The following is a 19,139-nucleotide window of genomic DNA, read 5'->3' as shown; positions in this document are numbered from 1 at the left end:
CACTTAAACAACTGAGAAGAAATGAAAGAAGGCTTATCATGAATACGCGCTCGTACCTTTATCAATCGAAAAAAAAGAGTAAATGGCCTTGGATTGTAGCCATTTTAGTAATCCTTTCTGCAGGAGGAACTTATTGGGCAGGTGCTCAAGGATATCTTCCGTTTTCAATCCCTAGTATTACCACGCAGGAGGAAGAGCCGGTCGAACAAGAACCCGCTTTAGAGCCTGAACAACCAATTGTAACTGATCCAGAACCGGAGCTAGAACCAGAACCCGAACCAGAAATTGACAGGTCTGGTGCAAAAGGTTATGAAGGGAATGAAACACTTCCTCAAGAGCCGACAGTTATCAAGGATATCTTAATGGCCAGCAAACAATATCCACTTCCATCAGATTATGCACCGGGAGAGAGTGCAGAGGCACGCGAAGCCTTTAACGAAATGGCCGCTGCGGCAAAACTCGATGGCTTTTCTCTTGTGGCGTTTAGTACGTACCGCTCATTTGAGCGCCAGCAAGAATTATATGAACGTTACGTCAGCAATGATGGCCAAGAAGAAGCAGACCGCTACAGTGCTCGTCCGGGCCATTCCGAACATCAGACCGGCTTAGCATTTGATATCGGAGAAGAAAACTTTGAAGAACATTTTGCCCGGGTAAGTTTTGGGGAGACAGAGGCAGGCAAATGGCTTGCGGAAAATGCCCACAATTACGGCTTTATCTTACGTTACCCAGAAGGAAAAGAGAAACTGACAGGCTATATGTATGAACCCTGGCATTTCCGTTATCTTGGAAAAGAGACTTCTCAAGAAATTTTAGAGTCTGGTTTAACAGTAGAAGAGTTTATTGAACAATAAAATCGGAACAAACCATATTTAAAGAACTTAACGTAAAGAAAACAGTAGACTCTCAGGCATTTCATAAACCTAGAGAATCTACTGTTTTTCGTTTACATTGAGTTCCGTTCCGGGGCTGCGTTCCGTGGGCGCGCTGTGTCTACAACTCAATGGAATCGAGTTGCGAACGTCAGAAAGACGCTCCAAAAGCAGTCGCACCAACCGAGGCCAAGAGCGCCTCACTTGGCACGCCTGATTTTCTCGGACTTTCTAGCATGACGTTCTCCACATCTAAGTCGTGTTTTATAAAATAGGAGAAAGTAATCGAGCCATGGATTCTTTGGCTTTGATCATTCGGGTACGATTTAAATAGATGTCGCGAGTTAACTCAGTTGAATACGTCATATCCTCTTCAAATAATAAGGCCAATTGATGTGACGTTTCACGGTCATAAATAAATGCGTTCACTTCAAAGTTCAACTTGAAACTGCGTACATCAATATTAGCAGTACCAACTGTCGAGGCTTCATCATCAATCACAATCATTTTCGTGTGTAAGAAGCCATTTTGATAAATGTATATTTTAGCGCCAGCCTTTAGTAAATCACCTACATGGGAGTAGGTTGCCCAGTACACAAAGATATGGTCAGGCTTGTTCGGAATCATAATTCGTACATCAATGCCACATAAAGCAGCGATGCGCAGAGCGTCCATAAAACTAGCATCTGGTATGAAGTATGGTGTTTGGATATAAATATACTTTTTAGCAGAGGTAATCAGTTTTAAGTACCCATTTTTAATTTGTTCCCATTCTTCATCGGGACCACTAGAAACAATTTGCAAACCTACAGATCCTTTCATCGGGATGGTTGGGAAGTAACGCTCATCGTATTCGATGTCATGGTCTGCGGATGCTTGGTTCCAATCAAGGATAAATCGTGTTTGTAGCGGATGAACAGAACTACCTTCAATGCGCAAGTGGGTATCACGCCAGTAGCCGAACTTTTTATCAAGCCCTAAATACTCATCCCCCACATTAAAGCCACCAATGTAACCAATCTTTCCATCGATAACTACAATTTTGCGGTGATTTCTATAATTCAATCGCATGTTAATCATTGGAAAAATAGCCGGGAAGAATGCTTCGACACGTCCTCCGAGGTCGATTAGTTCTTTAAAGTGTCGTTTCTTTAAAGTACGAGAACCCATTTCATCATATAATACGCGTACTTTTACACCTTGACGAGCTCGTTCAAGTAACACGTTATAGATTTCATTTCCTAGGTTGTCTAATCGTAAAATATAGTACTGCAGATGAATATGATCTTTAGCTGAACGCATATCTTCTAATAAAGCATCAAACTTTTCCCGTCCGTCATTAAAAATCTGGACGCTATTGTCTTGAGTGAGAACCGCTTGGTTATTGTTCAGATGCATTACGATTAAATCTTTGTAGTTTTGTGCATCATCTAAACGAAACTCAAAGCGGTCTTCTTCGATTGCACTTCGTTGGTAATTGATAAGCTGTTCAATTCCCACTTTTTTTCGACCTTCCCAGCGAAATAAGGTCTTTTTACGAAGTTGGCGTCCAAAGAATAAATAGACAATAAAACCGAGAATGGGGATGAAAAATAACACGAGAATCCATGCCCAGGTAGCACTGGCATCACGACGTTCTAAAAAGATGAGGGCAATTGCCAAGAAAATATTTAAAATGATGACGAGTGAAGCTGCGATACTGAATAATGTTGCTGTCATGACAAGTCCTCCTTATCTTTGGAAGTATTACTAGTAGTATACCGAATGCTTCCAGATTAATATAGTTTATCAGTTATTCATACTTTACAGGTTGGTTTTAAAGGAGTAGAATACGTTACATCGTGAAAAAAAGGAGGAGTTATCGTGCTCGTTTGGGTAAACATTTTTGCACTTATTTTATTTATCGCTGTATTAGTTTGGATGAAGCGTAAAAATAAATCATTTTCGACTCGCGTCTTTACTGCACTTGGCTTAGGTATTGCATTAGGTCTCATTTTAAACTTAGCCTATGGGTCAGATTCAGAAATTTTAGCAGACACGTCTGCTTGGTATAATGTCATTGGGGTAGGCTATGTTCGACTGCTTCAAATGATCGTCATGCCTTTGGTGTTTATTTCTATCATTGGTGCATTTGCTAAATTAAAGTTGGGCAATCAGTTAGGGAAGATTGCTGGTATTATTTTGGCTATATTAATCGGTACAACAGCTGTTGCAGCCGTTGTAGGAATTTCATCTGCAGCTCTATTCGATTTAAATGCAGAGCAAATTTTTAGTGGAGAAGCAGAGCAATCAAGAGGTCTAGCAATAGAAGAGAGTTCTGCTGAAGTGGCAGATCAAACATTGCCTGAGCAATTATTGAGCTTGTTACCTGCAAATCCATTCTTAGATTTAACGGGTGCAAGACCCACTTCAACGATTGCAGTTGTTATTTTTGCTGCGTTCATAGGTTTTGCGTATCTATCTGTAGTGCGCCGTTCACCTGAAACCGCTGCGACCTTGAAAAAGGGGATTGATGCATTATATGAGCTGGTCATGGGAATCGTTCGAATCGTACTTCGCTTAACACCATACGGTATTTTGGCGATTATGGCGCGAACAGTCGCAACATCTAATTTTGAAGCAATCTATACACTCGGAAAATTTGTTGTCGCTTCTTATGTAGCGTTAGGTGTTATGTTCCTGCTTCATTTAGTAATTCTATTGATTTCAGGTGTAAATCCAATTACGTATGTAAAAAAAGCTTCTGAAGCTCTATTATTTGCGTTCACCTCACGTTCTAGTGCAGGTACTTTACCACTAAACATTCATACACAAACGCAAAAACTAGGTGTTCCAGAAGGAATTGCAAACTTCTCAGGTTCTTTCGGGCTTTCTATTGGCCAGAATGGATGTGCAGGAATTTATCCAGCCATGTTAGCGTTCATGATTGCCCCAACAGTAGGAATCAATCCTCTTGATATAGGATTTATTTTAACGGTAGTTGGTATCGTTGCCATCAGTTCTTTTGGAGTTGCAGGAGTAGGGGGCGGAGCTACATTTGCTGCCATCCTAGTATTGTCTGCACTTGATCTACCTGTAGCGTTAGCTGGTTTATTAGTATCAGTTGAGCCTTTAATTGATATGGGACGTACAGCTGTCAATGTAAGTGGTTCAATGACGGCTGGTGTTACAACTGCGAAAGTAACGGGTGAACTTGACGAGACGGTGTATAATCAACCTCAGTCAGAACAAACAGTAGAAAGTTATTAAACTTAAATAGATTAGAATAATAAAAATCAGTGGGTTCTCTAGATTAAATTCCAGAGAACTCACTGATTTTTGTTTGTATTGAGCACCGTTCTAGAGTTGTTTCTTACTGGACGTCTTTTAGCAAATCTTCACGAAGTTTTTTCATGCGAGTTTGGTAAGGTGTTTCGGGAAAATGTTGCAGCTGGTCCCAACTTGTTTCAAGAACCTCAAGTGCTTTAGCTGTATCCCCTTGATTGAGATAAATCAAAGCCAAGTAGTATTCCCTCTCGGAATAAAGACTCAAGTCAACTGGATGACTAACAAAGGATGGAGCGGGAGGTGTTTCTTCTAATACCTGTTGTGCTAGAGCAAGATTTCCTTTATAGTAAGCTATTTTTGCATATTCAACACGCTCAAAATCTAATTGGTCAAGCGGTTTTGATGTTTGCAAGAGCTTCGTCATCAGCTCATCAGCACGTTCAATATCTTTTGAATAACTTGTATTGTAGTGAATCCAAATCAGCTGCGTAAACTCTTCGATTTCTTTGTCATCTGTAAATAGCGCGTAAGCCTTTAAGCGACTAATATACGTTTCTGCTTCCTGCTTATCGCCTGCCATTATCGCATGGACAACAGCCAATCGATATAAATGGTCTAAGCGGTAAAAAACTTTTTGTTGCTTCGAAAAATCGATGGCTGCGTGCATGGTTTCCAGCGCTTTTTCCTTTTGGCCCACCGCGTAGTAAAAGACAGCTTCTGAATAATCAAAATCTAACCGAAGCAAGGGATCTGACCACAGTGTGTGTTCTTCAATGGCTTCACGCTCTTTTAAAAGCTGTTCAAGAGCTTGTTGATACTGCTTTTCTCGGAATTTGACAGAGATGCGAAACAGTCGTAGGGAGGCAGCTCTTCTAGCTACTTGAATTTCTTCATATAGAAGAATGGCTTTCTCAATAGAAGTTTCCCAATCAGCTAAATTCGTTTCATAGGCTGCACGTGCGTAAAGATCTAATAACCGTGCGTCTAAATAACCTCTTCCTAAAGTAGCCAGCAGAGGCTCAATGAGTGAAGTGATTTCTGTAAAAGCAGTTAGATTTGAGTAATCAATTTTACGAAAAAGATCTTCTCCTTCTTTCACAACTTCTTTCTTTTGTGGGGAAGAGGAGTCTTCCAATAAATCACTTACCGATACATTTAGCATAGTTGCAATATGTTGTAAGCTTTCCATAGAAGGTTTAGCTTTATTGTTTTCAATTAGGCTGAGCATACCTTTAGTGATAGCATCAGCAGCTAGTTGTTGGAGAGTCATTTTTCGTTCTTTTCGCAGTGTGCGAATACGTTCTCCTAAGGTCATCTTCATCCCTCTACTTTCATAGTTTAATTATATTAAACATTTAGCTTGCAATCAACTTTTTTGTATGGTAAATTAAGTTTAATAAAATTAAACTTTCAGGAGGATATCCATGAACGAAGTATGGAAAGTGAAAAAAGCTACGCAGCATTTGTGGACATTTACTACCAGTAAAATGATTTCTACTTTTGGTGCATCTGTCTACACATTTGCGATCAGCTTTTATATCTTGCAGATGACTGGGTCGGCATCTAGTTTTGCCATTAACTTGATTTTCAGTATCTTGCCACGTGCCATTCTTGCACCTTTTGCTGGCTATGTAGTCGATAAATATAATCGTAAGGCTATTGTCATTGTAGCGCAAGTAACGATTGTAGCAACAATCGTAGCTTTGATCTTCTATATGATGGCTTACGGTTTATCATTACCTGCAATCTACACGGTCACGGCCATACTAGCGATGGCTTCTACTTTCTCAGGCGTTGCTTTCAGTTCATCGATATCGAGTTTAATTGACGAACCACGCATTCAAAAAGCGATGTCGCTGAATCAAATGTCTATCTCATTTGCGGCCATTGCTAGTCCGGCAGTAGGAGGGATTCTCTACGGCACAGTGTCTCTAGAAGTTTTCTTGATTGTATTTGCCTGTGCTTCAGCTATTGCCGTTCTTTTAGAGGCAACGATGAATTTCACTCTTTTCTCGAAACGGAAAGAAGTAGCCGAAGGTGAGAAAGAGAAAATGTTCGCGAGTATGAAAGCAGGTCTTTCGTATGTCAGTAAACAGCCAATACTAAAATCGCTTATGATAATAGCGCTTGTGATCAACTTTATTTTCGGAGCGTTCCAAGTGGGGTATTCCTATGTACTGATTGATCAATTGCAGATGTCCGCACAGCATTTCGGATTTACAGAAGCAGCGTTTGCCATTGGGATGTTACTGACGTCCATTTATCTATCTGCAAGAAAAGATTTTAAATTTCCTCTTTTGATCTCTAAAAGAGGAATTCTTGTGCTAGGTGTCATGCTTGCTGCCATTACAGTTCCGCTTCTCGTCGCTATGAGTTACAATCAGATGTTACTCTTCTACATCGCGATCATGTTCATTCAAGGTGTAATCATTATCTTCACGAATACACCGATGCAAGTGTATTTCCAAAAGACTATTGATGATGATTATAAAGGACGTGTTTTTGCTCTGCTAGAGACCTTTGCCATAGCGTTGATTCCGTTCGGAATGGTGTTATTCGGCTTCTTGTTTGACACATTCCCACCAGAACCTATCTTTTTGACTTCAGCGGTTACATTAGTCGTAACAGTGTTGTATTTGGCAAGACCAGCCATCCTGCATCGTGCCCATCCTGAACTGGCAGAGAAGAAAGGTAAACCTTTAAAAGAAGAAATCCAGCCACTTTAAAACAGCTAGTCCCATGAGGGGCTAGCTGTTTTCAATAGGAGTGATGTGGCGCAAAGACCGTTTGTCTGCTCGGAAACGAAGTATCAATACAATGCTTAGTAAAGAAAGAACCGCCGATAACACATAAAGAGTATTCGGTAATTGCGTGAATATCCAAGCGAATGTTAAGGGACCTATGATACGTCCGAGGTTATCCATAGAATAACTAACACCTGCAGCTGTCCCATAATTCCCACCGGATTCTTTAGTGGTGAGGGAAACTAGCGTTGTGCGTGCTAACGCATTTCCTGCTGTAAAAATACACAAGGTAACTCCCGCCATGAATAGGCTCGAGGTGAAAAATGTGAGCGCTAGGCCAACTGCAGCAACGACCTGAGACCAAATGATCCATGTTGTCTCCGTCCCGTTTTTAATTCGCCTCACAATTCCACCTTGCACGATAGCGTCTACAAATCCACTAAACAAGAATAGGTAGCCGAGTTGCAGAGGGGTTATTTGAATGCGTTCGATATGGAACAATTGGAACGTTGCCTCAAGGCCAGCAAGTAAGAGCGTGACCATGAACGAGAACAAGAAAAGGTATTTAATTCGGTAACTCCATAAAGTACTGGTACCTTTAGGCAACAATTGCCGCTTATTTGCTTCCCCAGTGCGTTCAGGTTCTTTTAAAATGATCTGTGCATAAATCATCAGAACAAGCGTCAATATCGCCGATACAATAAAGGGAAGTTGAAGGGCTATATCGCCCAAAATGCCACCAATCGCAGGACCAAATATAAAGCCGAGTCCAATTGACATACCGAGTAAACCTAGATATTTATTGCGAGTCTCTTCTGTAGAGATATCAGAAGCATACCCTGTCACGGCACTGTAGAGTGCGCCTGAGAATAATCCTCCGACAAGTCGAGAAGCATATAAAAGGATCAAGGAATCAAATGAAAAAGCAAAGATCCAAAAACTTAAACTAAAGCCGAACAAGCCAACAAGGATTAGTTTTTTTCTTCCTGTTTGGTCGGAGTATTTTCCCCATAAAGGAGCTGTGAAAAAAGAAGCTAATGCGTAAACTGAGAGTAAGCCGCCTACATGTATTTCTGAATAGTTCTGCTGAAGAATCACTTCAGGAAGAACAGGGATGATAATGCCGAAGCCCAAGTAAACAAAAAATTGGACAGACATGAGGAGGGCGATTGATTGTTTCATCCTAAGACCTGCTTTCTTCGTAGTGCTTCTTATTCTACACTCTTTTGTAAAAGAAAAAAACCACCTCAAAGAGATGGTTCAAGGTTTTACGCGTTGTAGACGAAGGGCATTTAATACTACTGAAACCGAGCTGAATGCCATTGCCGCACCTGCTAACCAAGGGGCAAGGAAACCTGCTGCGGCGATAGGGATACCGAGACTGTTATAAGCGAATGCCCAGAAAAGGTTCTGTTTGATGTTGCGAACAGTTAAACGACTCATTTCCAGTGTATCGGGAAGTGACATCAAATCACCTTGCATCAATGTCACGTCGGCAGTCTCCATTGCTACAGAAGAACCTGTACCCATGGCTATGCCAATATCAGCAGCAGCTAGAGCTGGAGCATCATTGATGCCATCCCCGACCATAGCGACTTTGTGACCTTTTAGTTGCCACTCTTTCACTACATCGGCTTTTCCAGTAGGTAGAACGCCAGCTACTAAATCTTTAATTCCTACCTGATCCGCAATGGCTCTTGCTGTCGCAGGTTGATCACCCGTTAGCATGATGACTTGAAGTCCCATTGCATGTAGACGTTCAATAGCTTTTTGAGAAGAGGCTTTTATTGTATCCGCTACAGCAAAGGTAGCTGCATATTGACCATCAACTGCCATGTATAGTACGCTCTTTCCTTCAGATTCCCATTGATTGACATGTGGGGAAGGGGAGCCTGTGCACTCTTTTTCGGCTAGTAAGTCACGCGTTCCAATCACAATAGATGAGCCATTCACACTGGCTTGGATTCCTTTACCAGGAAGTGCTTGAAAAGATTCTGCTGGTTGAAGTACTCCTGAGTAAGCGGAAGTGATTGCACGAGCAATTGGATGTTCACTGCCTTGTTCAGCAGAGGAGGCAAGCGCTAGTACGTTTGCTTCTTCAAATCCCGGTGCTGTTTCAATGTGAACAAGTTCTGGAACCCCTTTAGTAATGGTTCCCGTTTTATCTAGAATAATAGTATCAATATGTTTTGTTTGTTCCATTGCTTCTGCTGTTTTAAAGAGAATGCCTAGTTCAGCTGCTCGACCCGACCCTGCCATGATAGATGTAGGTGTAGCGAGTCCAAGAGCACATGGACAAGCGATAACTAAGACGGCGATCGTACTGATCAAACTTGTTTCCAAATTTCCGTTTGTCAGGAAGAAATACCAGACGACAAATGTTACGATAGCAATCCCGACGACGACGGGCACGAAGATTCCTGATATCTTGTCGGCCAGTCGTTGGATTGGCGCTTTAGAACCTTGTGCTTGCTCGACGACGCGGATGATGGACGAAAGCATCGTTTGCTTCCCGATACCTGTTGCTTCCATGCGAAGGGAACCGTGATCGTTAAGTGTTGCAGCGTAGAGAATAGCACCTTCAGTTTTCTCGACAGGTAGACTTTCACCAGTTAACATAGATTCATTTACAGTAGACGTTCCTGAGATCACTTTCCCATCGACAGGAATCTGGTCTCCAGGACGAATGATGATAATGTCGCCCTGAACCACATCATGAATTGAAATTTCTTGTGACTGACCATTCCGTTCGACTGTTGCAGTTGTTGGTTGAAGTTGCATCAACTTTTTGATTGCTTCAGAAGATTGGCCTTTTGCACGTGCTTCAAACACTTTCCCGAGTATGATCAATGTGATCAGTACGGCACTTGTTTCGAAATAAAGCCCTTCATGATGTCCGGCACCTGTAAGCGTTAAGTAGACGCTGTAGAAGTAGGCCGCGGATGTCCCGAGTGCCACAAGCACATCCATATTGGCACTGCCATTTCGAAGCGCATTGTACGCGCCTTTATAAAACATCGCGCCAACGTAGAATTGAACAGGTGTTGCAAGAGCCCATTGAACATAAGGATTCATCAACAAATCAGGCACATACATCCATTGTGTAAAGGAGAAGTGTCCGACCATTGTCCAAAGAAGAGGCAAGGAGAGAAGTGCAGATAGATAGAATAATTTCTTTTTGTGACGGTACGCATCAACACGATGGTCAACTGGCTCTTCCTCATTAGGAATTGTTGCACTGTACCCTAAAGCGCTCACTTTTTGAACAAGGTCTGTTGCAGACAATTCAGCAGGATTGTACTTCACTTGAGCTGTTTCCAGTGCTAAATTGACTGTGGCAAATGAAACGCCCTCCAGTTTATTCAATCCTTTTTCAATGCGAGTCGAACAAGCTGCACATGTCATTCCTTGAATTGCGAGATCGGTTGTCTCATAAGCTACCCCGTAGCCAAGTTTTTCAATTGTAGAGGCCATATCAGAAGCCGTTAATTTGGTTTCATCGTAACTGACATGCGCTTTCTCATTAGCAAAGTTGACTGTTGCTGTGGAAACTCCTTCAAGTTTTGAAAGACCTCTTTCTACACGATTGGAGCATGCGCTACAAGTCATTCCTGTGATTGGGATTTCTGTTGTTTTCATTGGTGACAACCCTCCTTTATACTATATAGGGGTATATATTTTTGTGAAAAAATAACTGCTTGTCCAGCAGTTATTTATCTATCATTAAAATGTTTTTACTTTGTAGCCTTCGTCTTCGATAGCTGCAATAATTTCACGGATTTCAATTGCTTCTGGATCAAACTCGATATCGACTTCACCAGTTTCAAGGTGTACGTCTACTTCGTCAACTGCTGCTAGAGATTTCACGCGGTCATGTACGGCTTTCACACAGTGACCACAAGTCATACCTTCAACGTGTAATTTAATGGGTTGGATCATGAGAAGTCCTCCTTATTTCTTGGTCAGTTTCTGTACAGTTACGAGTAATTCATCTAGAATTTCTTCGTCACCCGCCAGCATTTTATTACGCACACAACTTTTCAAATGACCCTCAAGCAAAATATTGGCCACACTATTCAAGGCAGCTTGAGTTGCAGAAATTTGTGTGATGATGTCATCACAGTATGTGTCGCGTTCAATCATTCCTTTAATCCCACGAATCTGACCTTCAATTCGGTTAAGGCGAACGGTCAAATTACGTTTTATATCTTCGGAATGATGTGATTTTCGCATGGTTGGTGCAGGTTGAAGATTTTCCATAAAATCACCTCATGTGTGGATTAGTGCCATTATAGAATACCCTGCATGGGTAAGTAAAGAAAAACATCTCCTTAGCAAATCAAAGCATTTACAAACTTTCTACGATTGTAACAAAATTGAAAGATTTAAAACCGATTTTAAGTGGTATACTAATATGGAATAAAGACGACGAACGGTTTTTAAATTTTCGGAAAGGGTGAGGTATTATTGGCTACAGAAATGGATGTAAAAAACCTAATGAGTAATCTTGCGAAATTAGGCGTCAAAGTAACCAAAACAAAGTCCCGCCTCGAAATGCTCAAAGCTTTAGCATCACCAGCTGCGCCGAAGCCACAGCATGGTTAATTGCTCCTTATTGTGAGGGGCTTTTTTTATTGCTCATTTTATAAATCAACAATGTGAGCAGGGAGTGTAAGATGGACGTTTGAAGTAAAAATAGTTTCCATAACATCAGGAATGTACTAATGAAAAAAATTAATGTTCTAATCAAACAAATTAATGTCTTAATAAAAGTAATTAGTGTACTAATAAATAAAATTAATGTCGTAATCACAAAAGCACCCCGTTCGAGGTGAATCTTACCTCGAATGGAGTGCTAATTTTCACGCGATTTCTGGACAAGCGTTCTCCACATCTAATTGGAATCAAGTTGCGAACGCTAGAAATTCACGCAAAAATCATTCACCCCAACTGAGACAAAAAGCGTCTCATTTGGTGCGCCTGATTTTCACGCGATTTCTGGGCAAGCGTTCTCCACATCTAAATTAATCGTCATCTTGATTCCCAAACATATAAGTCTTGTGATGGAACTTCATACTGAAGATTAAGCCCAGTGCGAGCATATTCCCCATCAACGAACTCCCCCCGTAACTGATGAAAGGAAGCGGAATCCCTGTAATCGGTAATAGCTGAATCGTCATCCCGATGTTCTCGAACACGTGGAACGTGATCATCGCGATAATTCCAGCCGCCACGTAGGTGCTGAATGGATCTTTTAACTGCAACGTAATTTTTGTTAAATGATAGATCAGTACGAAGTACAAAACGATGACCAAGCTGGCCCCGATGAATCCGTATTCTTCACCGATTACTGCAAAGATAAAGTCTGTATGGTTTTCCGGAACGTAGACTTCACGTCCGCCGTACCCTTTACCGAAAATTTCTCCCGAGCCAATCGCATTCAAAGAACTAATTAAATGAAGACCTTCATTGGATGCGTAAGAATAAGGATCTAACCAGGAATAAATGCGGGCTAGTTGATAAGGACTAAAGCCCAAAGTGTTGACGATAAAATCTTGCATGTTTAACGCCATCCAAATCAAAGAGCCACCTAAAGCTGCAACTGAGCCTACAATAGGTAAAATAATCTTCCAGCTGATTCCTGCTACGATAACCAATGCAGCTGTAATGGCAATGAACACAAGGCCCGTACCTAAATCTGATTGTTGCATGATGAGTACAAACGGCACGATGAACAGGCCGCCTATTTTGGCTAAGAGCAATAAGTCACTCTTTATCGTTTTCAGTGGATAGTTCTCATGGTGCTTCACAATAAGCCGAGCAACCCCTAAAATATAAAAGGTTTTCATAAACTCGGCGGGTTGAATACTGCCGATTCCGGGTAAATGAAACCAGCTTTGAGCGCCATTTCGAGCTTCTACAAATGATAAAGTATCTGGTAAAATCCATAAGACGATTAAAGGGACGAGGCCAATACCGTAAATGATCCAAGCCATTTTTTTGTATTGCTCTGGTTCAAGAAACATAGTCATTGCAATAATGACCATGCCAACTATGTACCAAAATAATTGTCTTGGTATAAAATTCATACCGTACTGGCCAGTCGTTTGAGCAGACGATATGGCCATCAAACTGACGATTAAAAATAGTAATAAAAGAAAACCTAGTACCCAGTCAAAGCGATCTGTAAATTGTTTGTTAGTATTCATTCTGTCACCCACATCTAAATTTCATCCCTTTATTATAACGCACAAAAACTTTTTATGCCTGTTTCTATAGACGCAGTTAGATGGAAGATGTTGCAGGCGGTAAAAGGTGATAAACTAAAAGGGAGGAGGGACGTCTTATGAAAAAAGTAAAAGTACCCGTAGTGGATGAATATGTCCACCATTTGTTTGTTCATGGAAATGAAGCCCACAACTTTGCGTTGTTCAGTGGATTGACGTTCCCCACAGTGCTTCACTATTATTCAGATACACAAGCCATTGTGCTGCTCGAACATGATTACGACGATGCATCATTTGATATGCATACCCAGTTCGAATATATTGTACAAGAAGATTTTAAAGAGTTCGTGAACTCCTTAAGAGATCAAAAATCTCGTCTTTGCTTATTAGACGTAGCGGATGATAAACGACTTGTTCAACTGTCACCACAAGAACAAGCTGAACTTTTATATGTAGCTCATAAAAAAGAGACATTCAGAAGTCCGTTCTATCATACGTTGAAAAATCGTTTCGTCTACTTAAGTGATGAGAGTGAACGTATAGCAAAACTTTACTTCCGTGAATATGATGAAATGATGCGATTGATCGTCCACTTGTTTAATCAACTGGCGATTCAGAAAACCCGCACTTCTATGTTCTTTAGAAGACGTGTACAACAAGTCGTACCTGAGCTTCTGCATGAACAATTTCAACTTTTTGAAGAGTTGATTGAGGACGGCGCATTATTGTCACTAGCACGTATGGGAGATGGTAGCTTTCGTCTCGAGCTTCGAGAGATAGCCGATCCTTCATTCCCAGATGAAATCATGGAAGATGTTGAAACCTATTTAGCACAACCTACTATCGGGCTGCTTCCGTTTATAGCTCGTTCCAAACTGGAGGATTTAAAATGAAAAAGATCGGTATCGTGTACGGAGGGAAATCTGCAGAGCATGAAGTTTCTTTAATGACCGCTAAAGCAGTTATCTCAGCATTAGACTTTTCAACCTATTTAGTAACACCTATTTATATAACTCTTGAAGGGGAATGGATCTGTGGAGATGCGTTACAGCAGCCAGTAGAAGATGCAGAGAGTCTTCGCTTTACGGGTTCTGAGCAGCCAAACTCTATTGCACAATTTGTGCAGCTTGCTTCACATCAAGACACGCGTTTTGATATTGTGTTCCCAGTTCTTCACGGACCAAACGGGGAAGACGGGACGATTCAAGGATTGTTTGAAATGATGAATTTGCCTTATGTGGGCAATGGCGTCCTGGCCTCATCTGCTGGAATGGACAAAGTTGTCATGAAGCAATTATTCCATCAAGCGGGACTGAATCAAGTTCCTTATCTCCACTGCTTACATAGTCAGTATGAAGAAAATCAAACTGAGTTCCTTAATGCGTGTGAGGCGCAACTTGCTTACCCATTGTTTGTGAAGCCTGCCAACCTTGGCTCAAGTGTGGGGATTTCTAAAGCAAAATCACGCGAAGAATTACAACAAGCGATTCAGTTTGCCTTTGAATACGACCGTAAAATTGTGGTGGAGCAAGGGATTGTTGCTCGTGAGATTGAACTGTCAGTGCTGGGCAACGATACGCCAACGGTTTCTTTGGCTGGAGAAGTGTTACCAACAAAAGACTTCTATGATTATTCTGCAAAATATGTGGATGGTACTACAAATTACGCAATTCCAGCAGAAATCACAGAACAAGAGCTTCATGACCTTCAACAAGCCGCTATCACAGCCTTTAAAATCTTAGATGGTTCAGGACTAGCACGTGCAGACTTTTTCCTGACTACTAACGGAGAAGTCCTGATTAATGAAGTAAATACTCTTCCAGGATTTACACCAATCAGCATGTACCCAAAACTATGGATAGCTTCTGGCAAGACCTATGCTGAGTTAGTGGAAGAGCTTATTCAACTTGGGCTGGAGCGCTTTGAAGAAAAACAACACCGTGCCTATACAAGAGATGAGGACGGTTCCCAATGAAAAAGAAACTACAGCAATTAGCCACATGGTTAGGAGCAGACGCTGGAGAGTTTGGTGAAGTAATCGTCACAGGTGCATCACTCAATACTCGCACCATTCAGCCAGGTGAGCTCTTTATTCCATTTCGCGGTGAACAAGTAAATGGACATCGTTTTGTCGAGCAGGCATTCGAACAAGGGGCTAGTGCAGCACTTTGGTTAAAAGATGAGCCAAATCCACCAACAGATCGCCCTATATTACTAGTAGATGACGCTGCACTTGCTTTACAACAACTAGCGGCTGCTTACCGAGCAGAATTGACAGCGACGTTCATTGGAATAACTGGATCTAACGGCAAAACCTCTACAAAAGATTTGGTCGCGGGTCTGTGTTCGCCTTATTTCAAGACAATCAAAACTCAAGGCAATTTCAACAATGAACTTGGCCTTCCTTTGACGCTTCTAGCGATTGACGAAGATACGGAAGTGGCTGTTTTAGAGATGGGTATGAGTTCATTTGGAGAGATTGAATTTTTATCTAAACTAGCCAAGCCTTCTTACACGGTTATTACCAATATTGGAGAAGCGCATTTGCAAGATCTTGGATCACGTGAAGGCATCACCAAAGCTAAGATGGAGATTGTAGCGGGTATGCAGTCAAATGGCGTTCTTTTCTACGATGGTGATGAGCCATTACTTCAACAAGCTGTTTCACAAGCAGAGGGTGTCAAAGCCATTCCTTATGGAAAAGGAAGCAATTGTGCCCTTCAATTAACAAAAACCTCGTTTTCGAACGAAGGGACTGAATTTTCAACGGCTGGTGATGTAGAAGGAGACTTCTTATTGCGAGTACTAGGAGAACATCAGGCAAAGAATGCATTAGGTGCAATCCTCATTGGAAGAGAATTGGGATTAACTATTGAACAAATTTACGAAGGTTTGAAGCAAGTGCAACTTACGGATATGCGCATGCAAGTTATTGAGACTGCCGGGCCAACATTCATAAATGATGCATACAATGCTGCACCAACGTCGATGCAAGCGGCTATCCACTTTTTACGGGATGCTGACTTTGGTAAAAAGAAATGGCTTGTTCTTGGCGATATGTTAGAGCTAGGTGAAGCAGAACTGGCTTATCATGCTCAATTGGCGGCTTCTATTGAACCAAAGCACTTTACAGGTGTTGCTTTAATTGGTTCACGTATGAAAGTTTTATATAACGCATTGCACGAATCATTCGGCACTCAGGTTTTTTGGACAGAGGATATGGAAGAGCTTCAAAAGCATCTTGCCTTTCAACTAACTTCTGAGGATTTGGTTTTACTGAAGGGCTCTCGAGGTATGAAAGTAGAAAGAGCCATGGAGACGTGGCACCGAGAGTGAGTGTGAAGAGCAGATGAAAACCGGTGTATTATTTATTCACGGCTATACAGGAGCACCTTATGAAGTAGAACCATTTGTAGACTACGTGCAAGCACGCACGGATTGGTTAGTATCTGTTGTCACGTTACCGGGACATGGAGAACAATTAGAACTGACAGAAATGTTGGCAGAGGATTGGACGATGGAGGCAGAAATTGCGATACGCAAATTGATGCCTCAAGTCGACCGTCTGTATGTCGTCGGGTTTTCCATGGGCGGACTTATCGCGATGTATCTATCTCTTCGCTATCCTGTAGAACGTCTTGTGCTACTCAGTGCTGCTGCAAAATACATTGCACCGGGTCAGATGTTGCAAGACATTCGTGAAATTACGGTTGATCTGTTGAAAAAGCAAGCTGATCAAAATCCTGTCTATATGCGCTATCATCAAAAAGTAGGGAAGACGCCGCTGCGCTCAGCCTATCAATTTACCCGCGTATTAAAGCTGGTCGAACCTTATTATAGTAAAATCACCATCCCGGTTTGTCTTGTGCAAGGGAAAAAAGATGGTATCGTACCATTTCAAGCGGCTGAATACTTATATGAACAACTAGGATCTGAACAAAAAGAACTCATTTTTTCAGAGGGTGGAAAGCATCACATCTGCTACAGTGATGATTGCGAAGATTGGTTTGCCCAAGCCTTGGCATTCCTTGATCAACCCATTGCTATACCTGAGCAGGTGCAAGCGCATACAACTTGAATGAATTGTGAATAGAATCAAAAAGACGGGAAACACTATGTGCACATGCGTTGCTTTTTTGGGTGACGCATGATACACTGTTTTGAGCAATGGATACATTTTGTGTAAAGACTCTTCTATCATTTGTGAAGAGCGCTTTTTTTTTGAACTTAACGGCTGTATCAATTTAGGCGTGTTTTACGCACTAATCAGCCGCTCGGCAATCACCGGGCTTTCCTATTATTAAATTACCTCTCGTGATAAACCACAGAGATTTTCGTAACGGAGACGTTCCTCTATAATTGGCTCGAAATTTGCCGCCAGTCATCTGAAAATGTAACCATTTGTCAAAACAGAAACAAAGGAGATATGCATTTTGACAAATTTTTCAGAATTAAACATCAGTGCTTCAACATTAAAATCTATTAAACGTATGGGTTTTGAAGAAGCAACCCCTATCCAAGAAGGTACAATCACTCATGCAATGGAAGGCCGTGACGTTTTAGGTCAGGCTCAAACAGGAACTGGTAAAACAGCTGCTTTTGGTATTCCATTAATTGAAAAGATTGATCCAAAAAATCCAAACATTCAAGGGTTGATCATTGCACCGACTCGTGAATTAGCGATTCAAGTATCAGAAGAGTTATACAAACTTGGCTATGACAAGCGTGTAAAATTACTATCTGTTTACGGTGGACAAGACATTTCACGTCAAATCCGTGCTTTGAAAAACAATCCACAAATTATTGTGGGTACACCAGGTCGTATTCTTGACCACATCAACCGTCGTACTTTGAAACTTGAAAACGTTAATACTCTAATATTAGACGAAGCAGATGAAATGTTGAATATGGGCTTCATCGAGGATATCAATTCAATCCTTACGAATGTTCCTGCAACACGTCAAACGCTTTTATTCTCAGCTACTATGCCAGGACCGATTCGCAAAATTGCGAACACGTTCATGAAAGAGCCAGTTGAAGTAAAAATCAAGTCAAAAGAAATGACAGTTGAAAACATCGAACAATTCTTCGTAAAAGCAGCAGAACGCGAAAAGTTTGATGTATTATCACGTATCATCAATGTTCACCAACCAGAACTAGCGATCATCTTTGGTCGTACAAAACGTCGCGTTGATGAACTTTCACATGCACTTAGCATCCGCGGGTATTTAGCTGAGGGAATCCACGGAGACCTTAGCCAAGCAAAACGTATGTCTGTGTTAAAACAATTTAAAGAAAACAAAATTGACATTCTTGTTGCTACGGATGTAGCTGCTCGTGGTCTTGATATCTCAGGTGTAACTCATGTTTACAACTTCGATATTCCACAAGATCCTGAAAGCTATGTTCACCGTATCGGCCGTACTGGTCGTGCAGGTAAGAGCGGAATGGCTATCACATTCGTAACGCCACGTGAAATGGGTTACCTTCGTATTGTTGAAGAAACTACGAAGAAGCGCATGACACCTCTACTTCCACCAAGTGAAAATGAGGCGCTACTTGGCCAACAACGTGTAGCAATGGATACATTAACTGAATTAGTAGAGAAGAATGATCTAGGGGACTACCGTACTCTAGCAACAGAACTTCTTGAGAATTTAGATGCTGTTGATTTGGTTGCTGCTGCAATTAAATCAATGACTAAAGAACCAAGCGATCAACCTGTATCAATCTCTGAAGAACGTCCACTACCTATGCGTGGAGAACGTTCTGGTGGAGGCCGTGGAGGTTACCGCGGTAATCGTTCAAGTGGCGGCGGCGGAGGCCGTGGCGCTCGTCCTAGTGGTTCAGGCGGAGGCCGTGGTGGAGACCGTGGTGGCGCTCGTCGCCCATCATCAGGTCCACGCGATGGTTCAAGTCGTCGTGCTCCACGTCCAGCTCGTCGTAACGACTAATACTTTTACAAGCTTCTTTCCTTTACGGGGAAGAAGCTTTTTTTTGAAACTTATTTCCCCAAACATTCGTATAGG

General features: G+C 41.6%; 16 protein-coding genes. 9 read left to right on the top strand and 7 right to left on the bottom strand.

What is annotated here, in order from left to right; translation table 11 throughout:
• Window positions 1-38 precede the first annotated feature (38 nt).
• Window positions 39-854 (top strand): M15 family metallopeptidase, encoded by an 816-nt coding sequence (locus MKY84_RS12370; protein WP_342526365.1) that lies wholly within the window; start codon window positions 39-41, stop codon window positions 852-854.
• 282 nt (window positions 855-1,136) lie between these two features.
• Here the strand turns inward: MKY84_RS12370 and cls are convergent, their stop codons facing one another.
• Window positions 1,137-2,591 (bottom strand): cardiolipin synthase, encoded by a 1,455-nt coding sequence (cls, locus tag MKY84_RS12365; protein ID WP_342526364.1) that lies wholly within the window; start codon window positions 2,589-2,591, stop codon window positions 1,137-1,139.
• A gap of 201 nt (window positions 2,592-2,792) precedes the next feature.
• Here cls and MKY84_RS12360 point away from each other — a divergent pair, with 201 nt between their 5' ends.
• Entirely contained in the window at window positions 2,793-4,121 is a 1,329-nt protein-coding gene (locus tag MKY84_RS12360; protein ID WP_342528894.1) for an L-cystine transporter, read from the top strand.
• A 103-nt stretch (window positions 4,122-4,224) separates the two neighbouring features.
• Here MKY84_RS12360 and MKY84_RS12355 read toward each other — a convergent pair whose 3' ends face one another.
• Window positions 4,225-5,454, bottom strand: a complete 1,230-nt coding sequence (locus MKY84_RS12355; protein ID WP_342526363.1) for a helix-turn-helix transcriptional regulator — start codon at window positions 5,452-5,454, stop codon at window positions 4,225-4,227.
• Window positions 5,455-5,563: 109 nt separating this feature from the next.
• Between MKY84_RS12355 and MKY84_RS12350 the strand changes: the two genes are divergently transcribed.
• A complete protein-coding gene (locus MKY84_RS12350) occupies window positions 5,564-6,865 on the top strand; it encodes an MFS transporter (RefSeq protein ID WP_342526360.1) in 1,302 nt (433 codons plus the stop codon).
• 21 nt (window positions 6,866-6,886) lie between these two features.
• On the opposite strand, the gene MKY84_RS12345 is transcribed toward MKY84_RS12350, so the two are convergent.
• From MKY84_RS12345 to MKY84_RS12330, 4 genes are all read right to left on the bottom strand, one after another.
• Complete coding sequence (locus MKY84_RS12345; protein WP_342526358.1) at window positions 6,887-8,065, bottom strand: MFS transporter; 1,179 nt, start codon at window positions 8,063-8,065, stop codon at window positions 6,887-6,889.
• A 78-nt stretch (window positions 8,066-8,143) separates the two neighbouring features.
• Window positions 8,144-10,522 (bottom strand): heavy metal translocating P-type ATPase, encoded by a 2,379-nt coding sequence (locus MKY84_RS12340; RefSeq protein WP_342526356.1) that lies wholly within the window; start codon window positions 10,520-10,522, stop codon window positions 8,144-8,146.
• An 84-nt stretch (window positions 10,523-10,606) separates the two neighbouring features.
• On the bottom strand, window positions 10,607-10,819 hold the full coding sequence (locus MKY84_RS12335) for a copper ion binding protein (protein ID WP_342528893.1): 213 nt from the start codon (window positions 10,817-10,819) through the stop codon (window positions 10,607-10,609).
• Window positions 10,820-10,834: 15 nt separating this feature from the next.
• Window positions 10,835-11,143, bottom strand: coding sequence for a metal-sensitive transcriptional regulator (locus tag MKY84_RS12330; protein ID WP_342526355.1), 309 nt, complete (start codon window positions 11,141-11,143; stop codon window positions 10,835-10,837).
• A gap of 207 nt (window positions 11,144-11,350) precedes the next feature.
• Between MKY84_RS12330 and MKY84_RS12325 the strand changes: the two genes are divergently transcribed.
• Entirely contained in the window at window positions 11,351-11,488 is a 138-nt protein-coding gene (locus MKY84_RS12325; protein ID WP_342526352.1) for an Lmo0850 family protein, read from the top strand.
• A gap of 419 nt (window positions 11,489-11,907) precedes the next feature.
• On the opposite strand, the gene MKY84_RS12320 is transcribed toward MKY84_RS12325, so the two are convergent.
• Window positions 11,908-13,092, bottom strand: coding sequence for an FtsW/RodA/SpoVE family cell cycle protein (locus tag MKY84_RS12320; protein ID WP_342526351.1), 1,185 nt, complete (start codon window positions 13,090-13,092; stop codon window positions 11,908-11,910).
• Window positions 13,093-13,229: 137 nt separating this feature from the next.
• On the opposite strand from MKY84_RS12320, the gene MKY84_RS12315 reads away from it, so the two are divergent.
• The 5 genes from MKY84_RS12315 (at window position 13,230) to MKY84_RS12295 (ending at window position 19,064) form a co-directional block, all read left to right on the top strand.
• Window positions 13,230-14,003 (top strand): hypothetical protein, encoded by a 774-nt coding sequence (locus MKY84_RS12315; RefSeq protein ID WP_342526350.1) that lies wholly within the window; start codon window positions 13,230-13,232, stop codon window positions 14,001-14,003.
• Complete coding sequence (locus tag MKY84_RS12310) at window positions 14,000-15,085, top strand: D-alanine--D-alanine ligase (RefSeq protein ID WP_342526348.1); 1,086 nt, start codon at window positions 14,000-14,002, stop codon at window positions 15,083-15,085. Before MKY84_RS12315 ends, MKY84_RS12310 begins: the two co-directional genes overlap by 4 nt.
• A complete protein-coding gene (murF, locus tag MKY84_RS12305; protein ID WP_342526346.1) occupies window positions 15,082-16,446 on the top strand; it encodes a UDP-N-acetylmuramoyl-tripeptide--D-alanyl-D-alanine ligase in 1,365 nt (454 codons plus the stop codon). Before MKY84_RS12310 ends, murF begins: the two co-directional genes overlap by 4 nt.
• A gap of 13 nt (window positions 16,447-16,459) precedes the next feature.
• Entirely contained in the window at window positions 16,460-17,188 is a 729-nt protein-coding gene (locus MKY84_RS12300; RefSeq protein WP_342526344.1) for an alpha/beta fold hydrolase, read from the top strand.
• A gap of 355 nt (window positions 17,189-17,543) precedes the next feature.
• Window positions 17,544-19,064 carry a DEAD/DEAH box helicase gene (locus MKY84_RS12295; protein WP_342526343.1) on the top strand — a complete coding sequence of 507 codons (1,521 nt, stop codon included), beginning with the start codon at window positions 17,544-17,546 and terminating at the stop codon, window positions 19,062-19,064.
• Window positions 19,065-19,139 lie beyond the last annotated feature (75 nt).

Origin of the sequence: Chryseomicrobium sp. FSL W7-1435 (assembly GCF_038595005.1) — a bacterium.
GTDB lineage: Bacteria > Bacillota > Bacilli > Bacillales_A > Planococcaceae > Chryseomicrobium.
Note: the sequence above shows the minus strand (reverse complement) of the source record. Positions and strands in the feature narration are given on the sequence as shown.

Excerpts from the sequence above, each read along its gene's own strand:
- MKY84_RS12350 (WP_342526360.1), top strand. The coding sequence starts at position 5,564 with ATGAACGAAGTATGGAAAGTGAAAAAAGCTACGCAGCATTTGTGGACA.
- murF (WP_342526346.1), top strand. The coding sequence starts at position 15,082 with ATGAAAAAGAAACTACAGCAATTAGCCACATGGTTAGGAGCAGACGCT.
- cls (WP_342526364.1), bottom strand. The coding sequence starts at position 2,591 with ATGACAGCAACATTATTCAGTATCGCAGCTTCACTCGTCATCATTTTA.
- MKY84_RS12320 (WP_342526351.1), bottom strand. The coding sequence starts at position 13,092 with ATGAATACTAACAAACAATTTACAGATCGCTTTGACTGGGTACTAGGT.
- MKY84_RS12360 (WP_342528894.1), top strand. The coding sequence starts at position 2,793 with ATGAAGCGTAAAAATAAATCATTTTCGACTCGCGTCTTTACTGCACTT.
- MKY84_RS12310 (WP_342526348.1), top strand. The coding sequence starts at position 14,000 with ATGAAAAAGATCGGTATCGTGTACGGAGGGAAATCTGCAGAGCATGAA.
- MKY84_RS12340 (WP_342526356.1), bottom strand. The coding sequence starts at position 10,522 with ATGAAAACAACAGAAATCCCAATCACAGGAATGACTTGTAGCGCATGC.
- MKY84_RS12330 (WP_342526355.1), bottom strand. The coding sequence starts at position 11,143 with ATGGAAAATCTTCAACCTGCACCAACCATGCGAAAATCACATCATTCC.
- MKY84_RS12315 (WP_342526350.1), top strand. The coding sequence starts at position 13,230 with ATGAAAAAAGTAAAAGTACCCGTAGTGGATGAATATGTCCACCATTTG.
- MKY84_RS12345 (WP_342526358.1), bottom strand. The coding sequence starts at position 8,065 with ATGAAACAATCAATCGCCCTCCTCATGTCTGTCCAATTTTTTGTTTAC.
- MKY84_RS12370 (WP_342526365.1), top strand. The coding sequence starts at position 39 with ATGAATACGCGCTCGTACCTTTATCAATCGAAAAAAAAGAGTAAATGG.
- MKY84_RS12300 (WP_342526344.1), top strand. The coding sequence starts at position 16,460 with ATGAAAACCGGTGTATTATTTATTCACGGCTATACAGGAGCACCTTAT.
- MKY84_RS12355 (WP_342526363.1), bottom strand. The coding sequence starts at position 5,454 with ATGACCTTAGGAGAACGTATTCGCACACTGCGAAAAGAACGAAAAATG.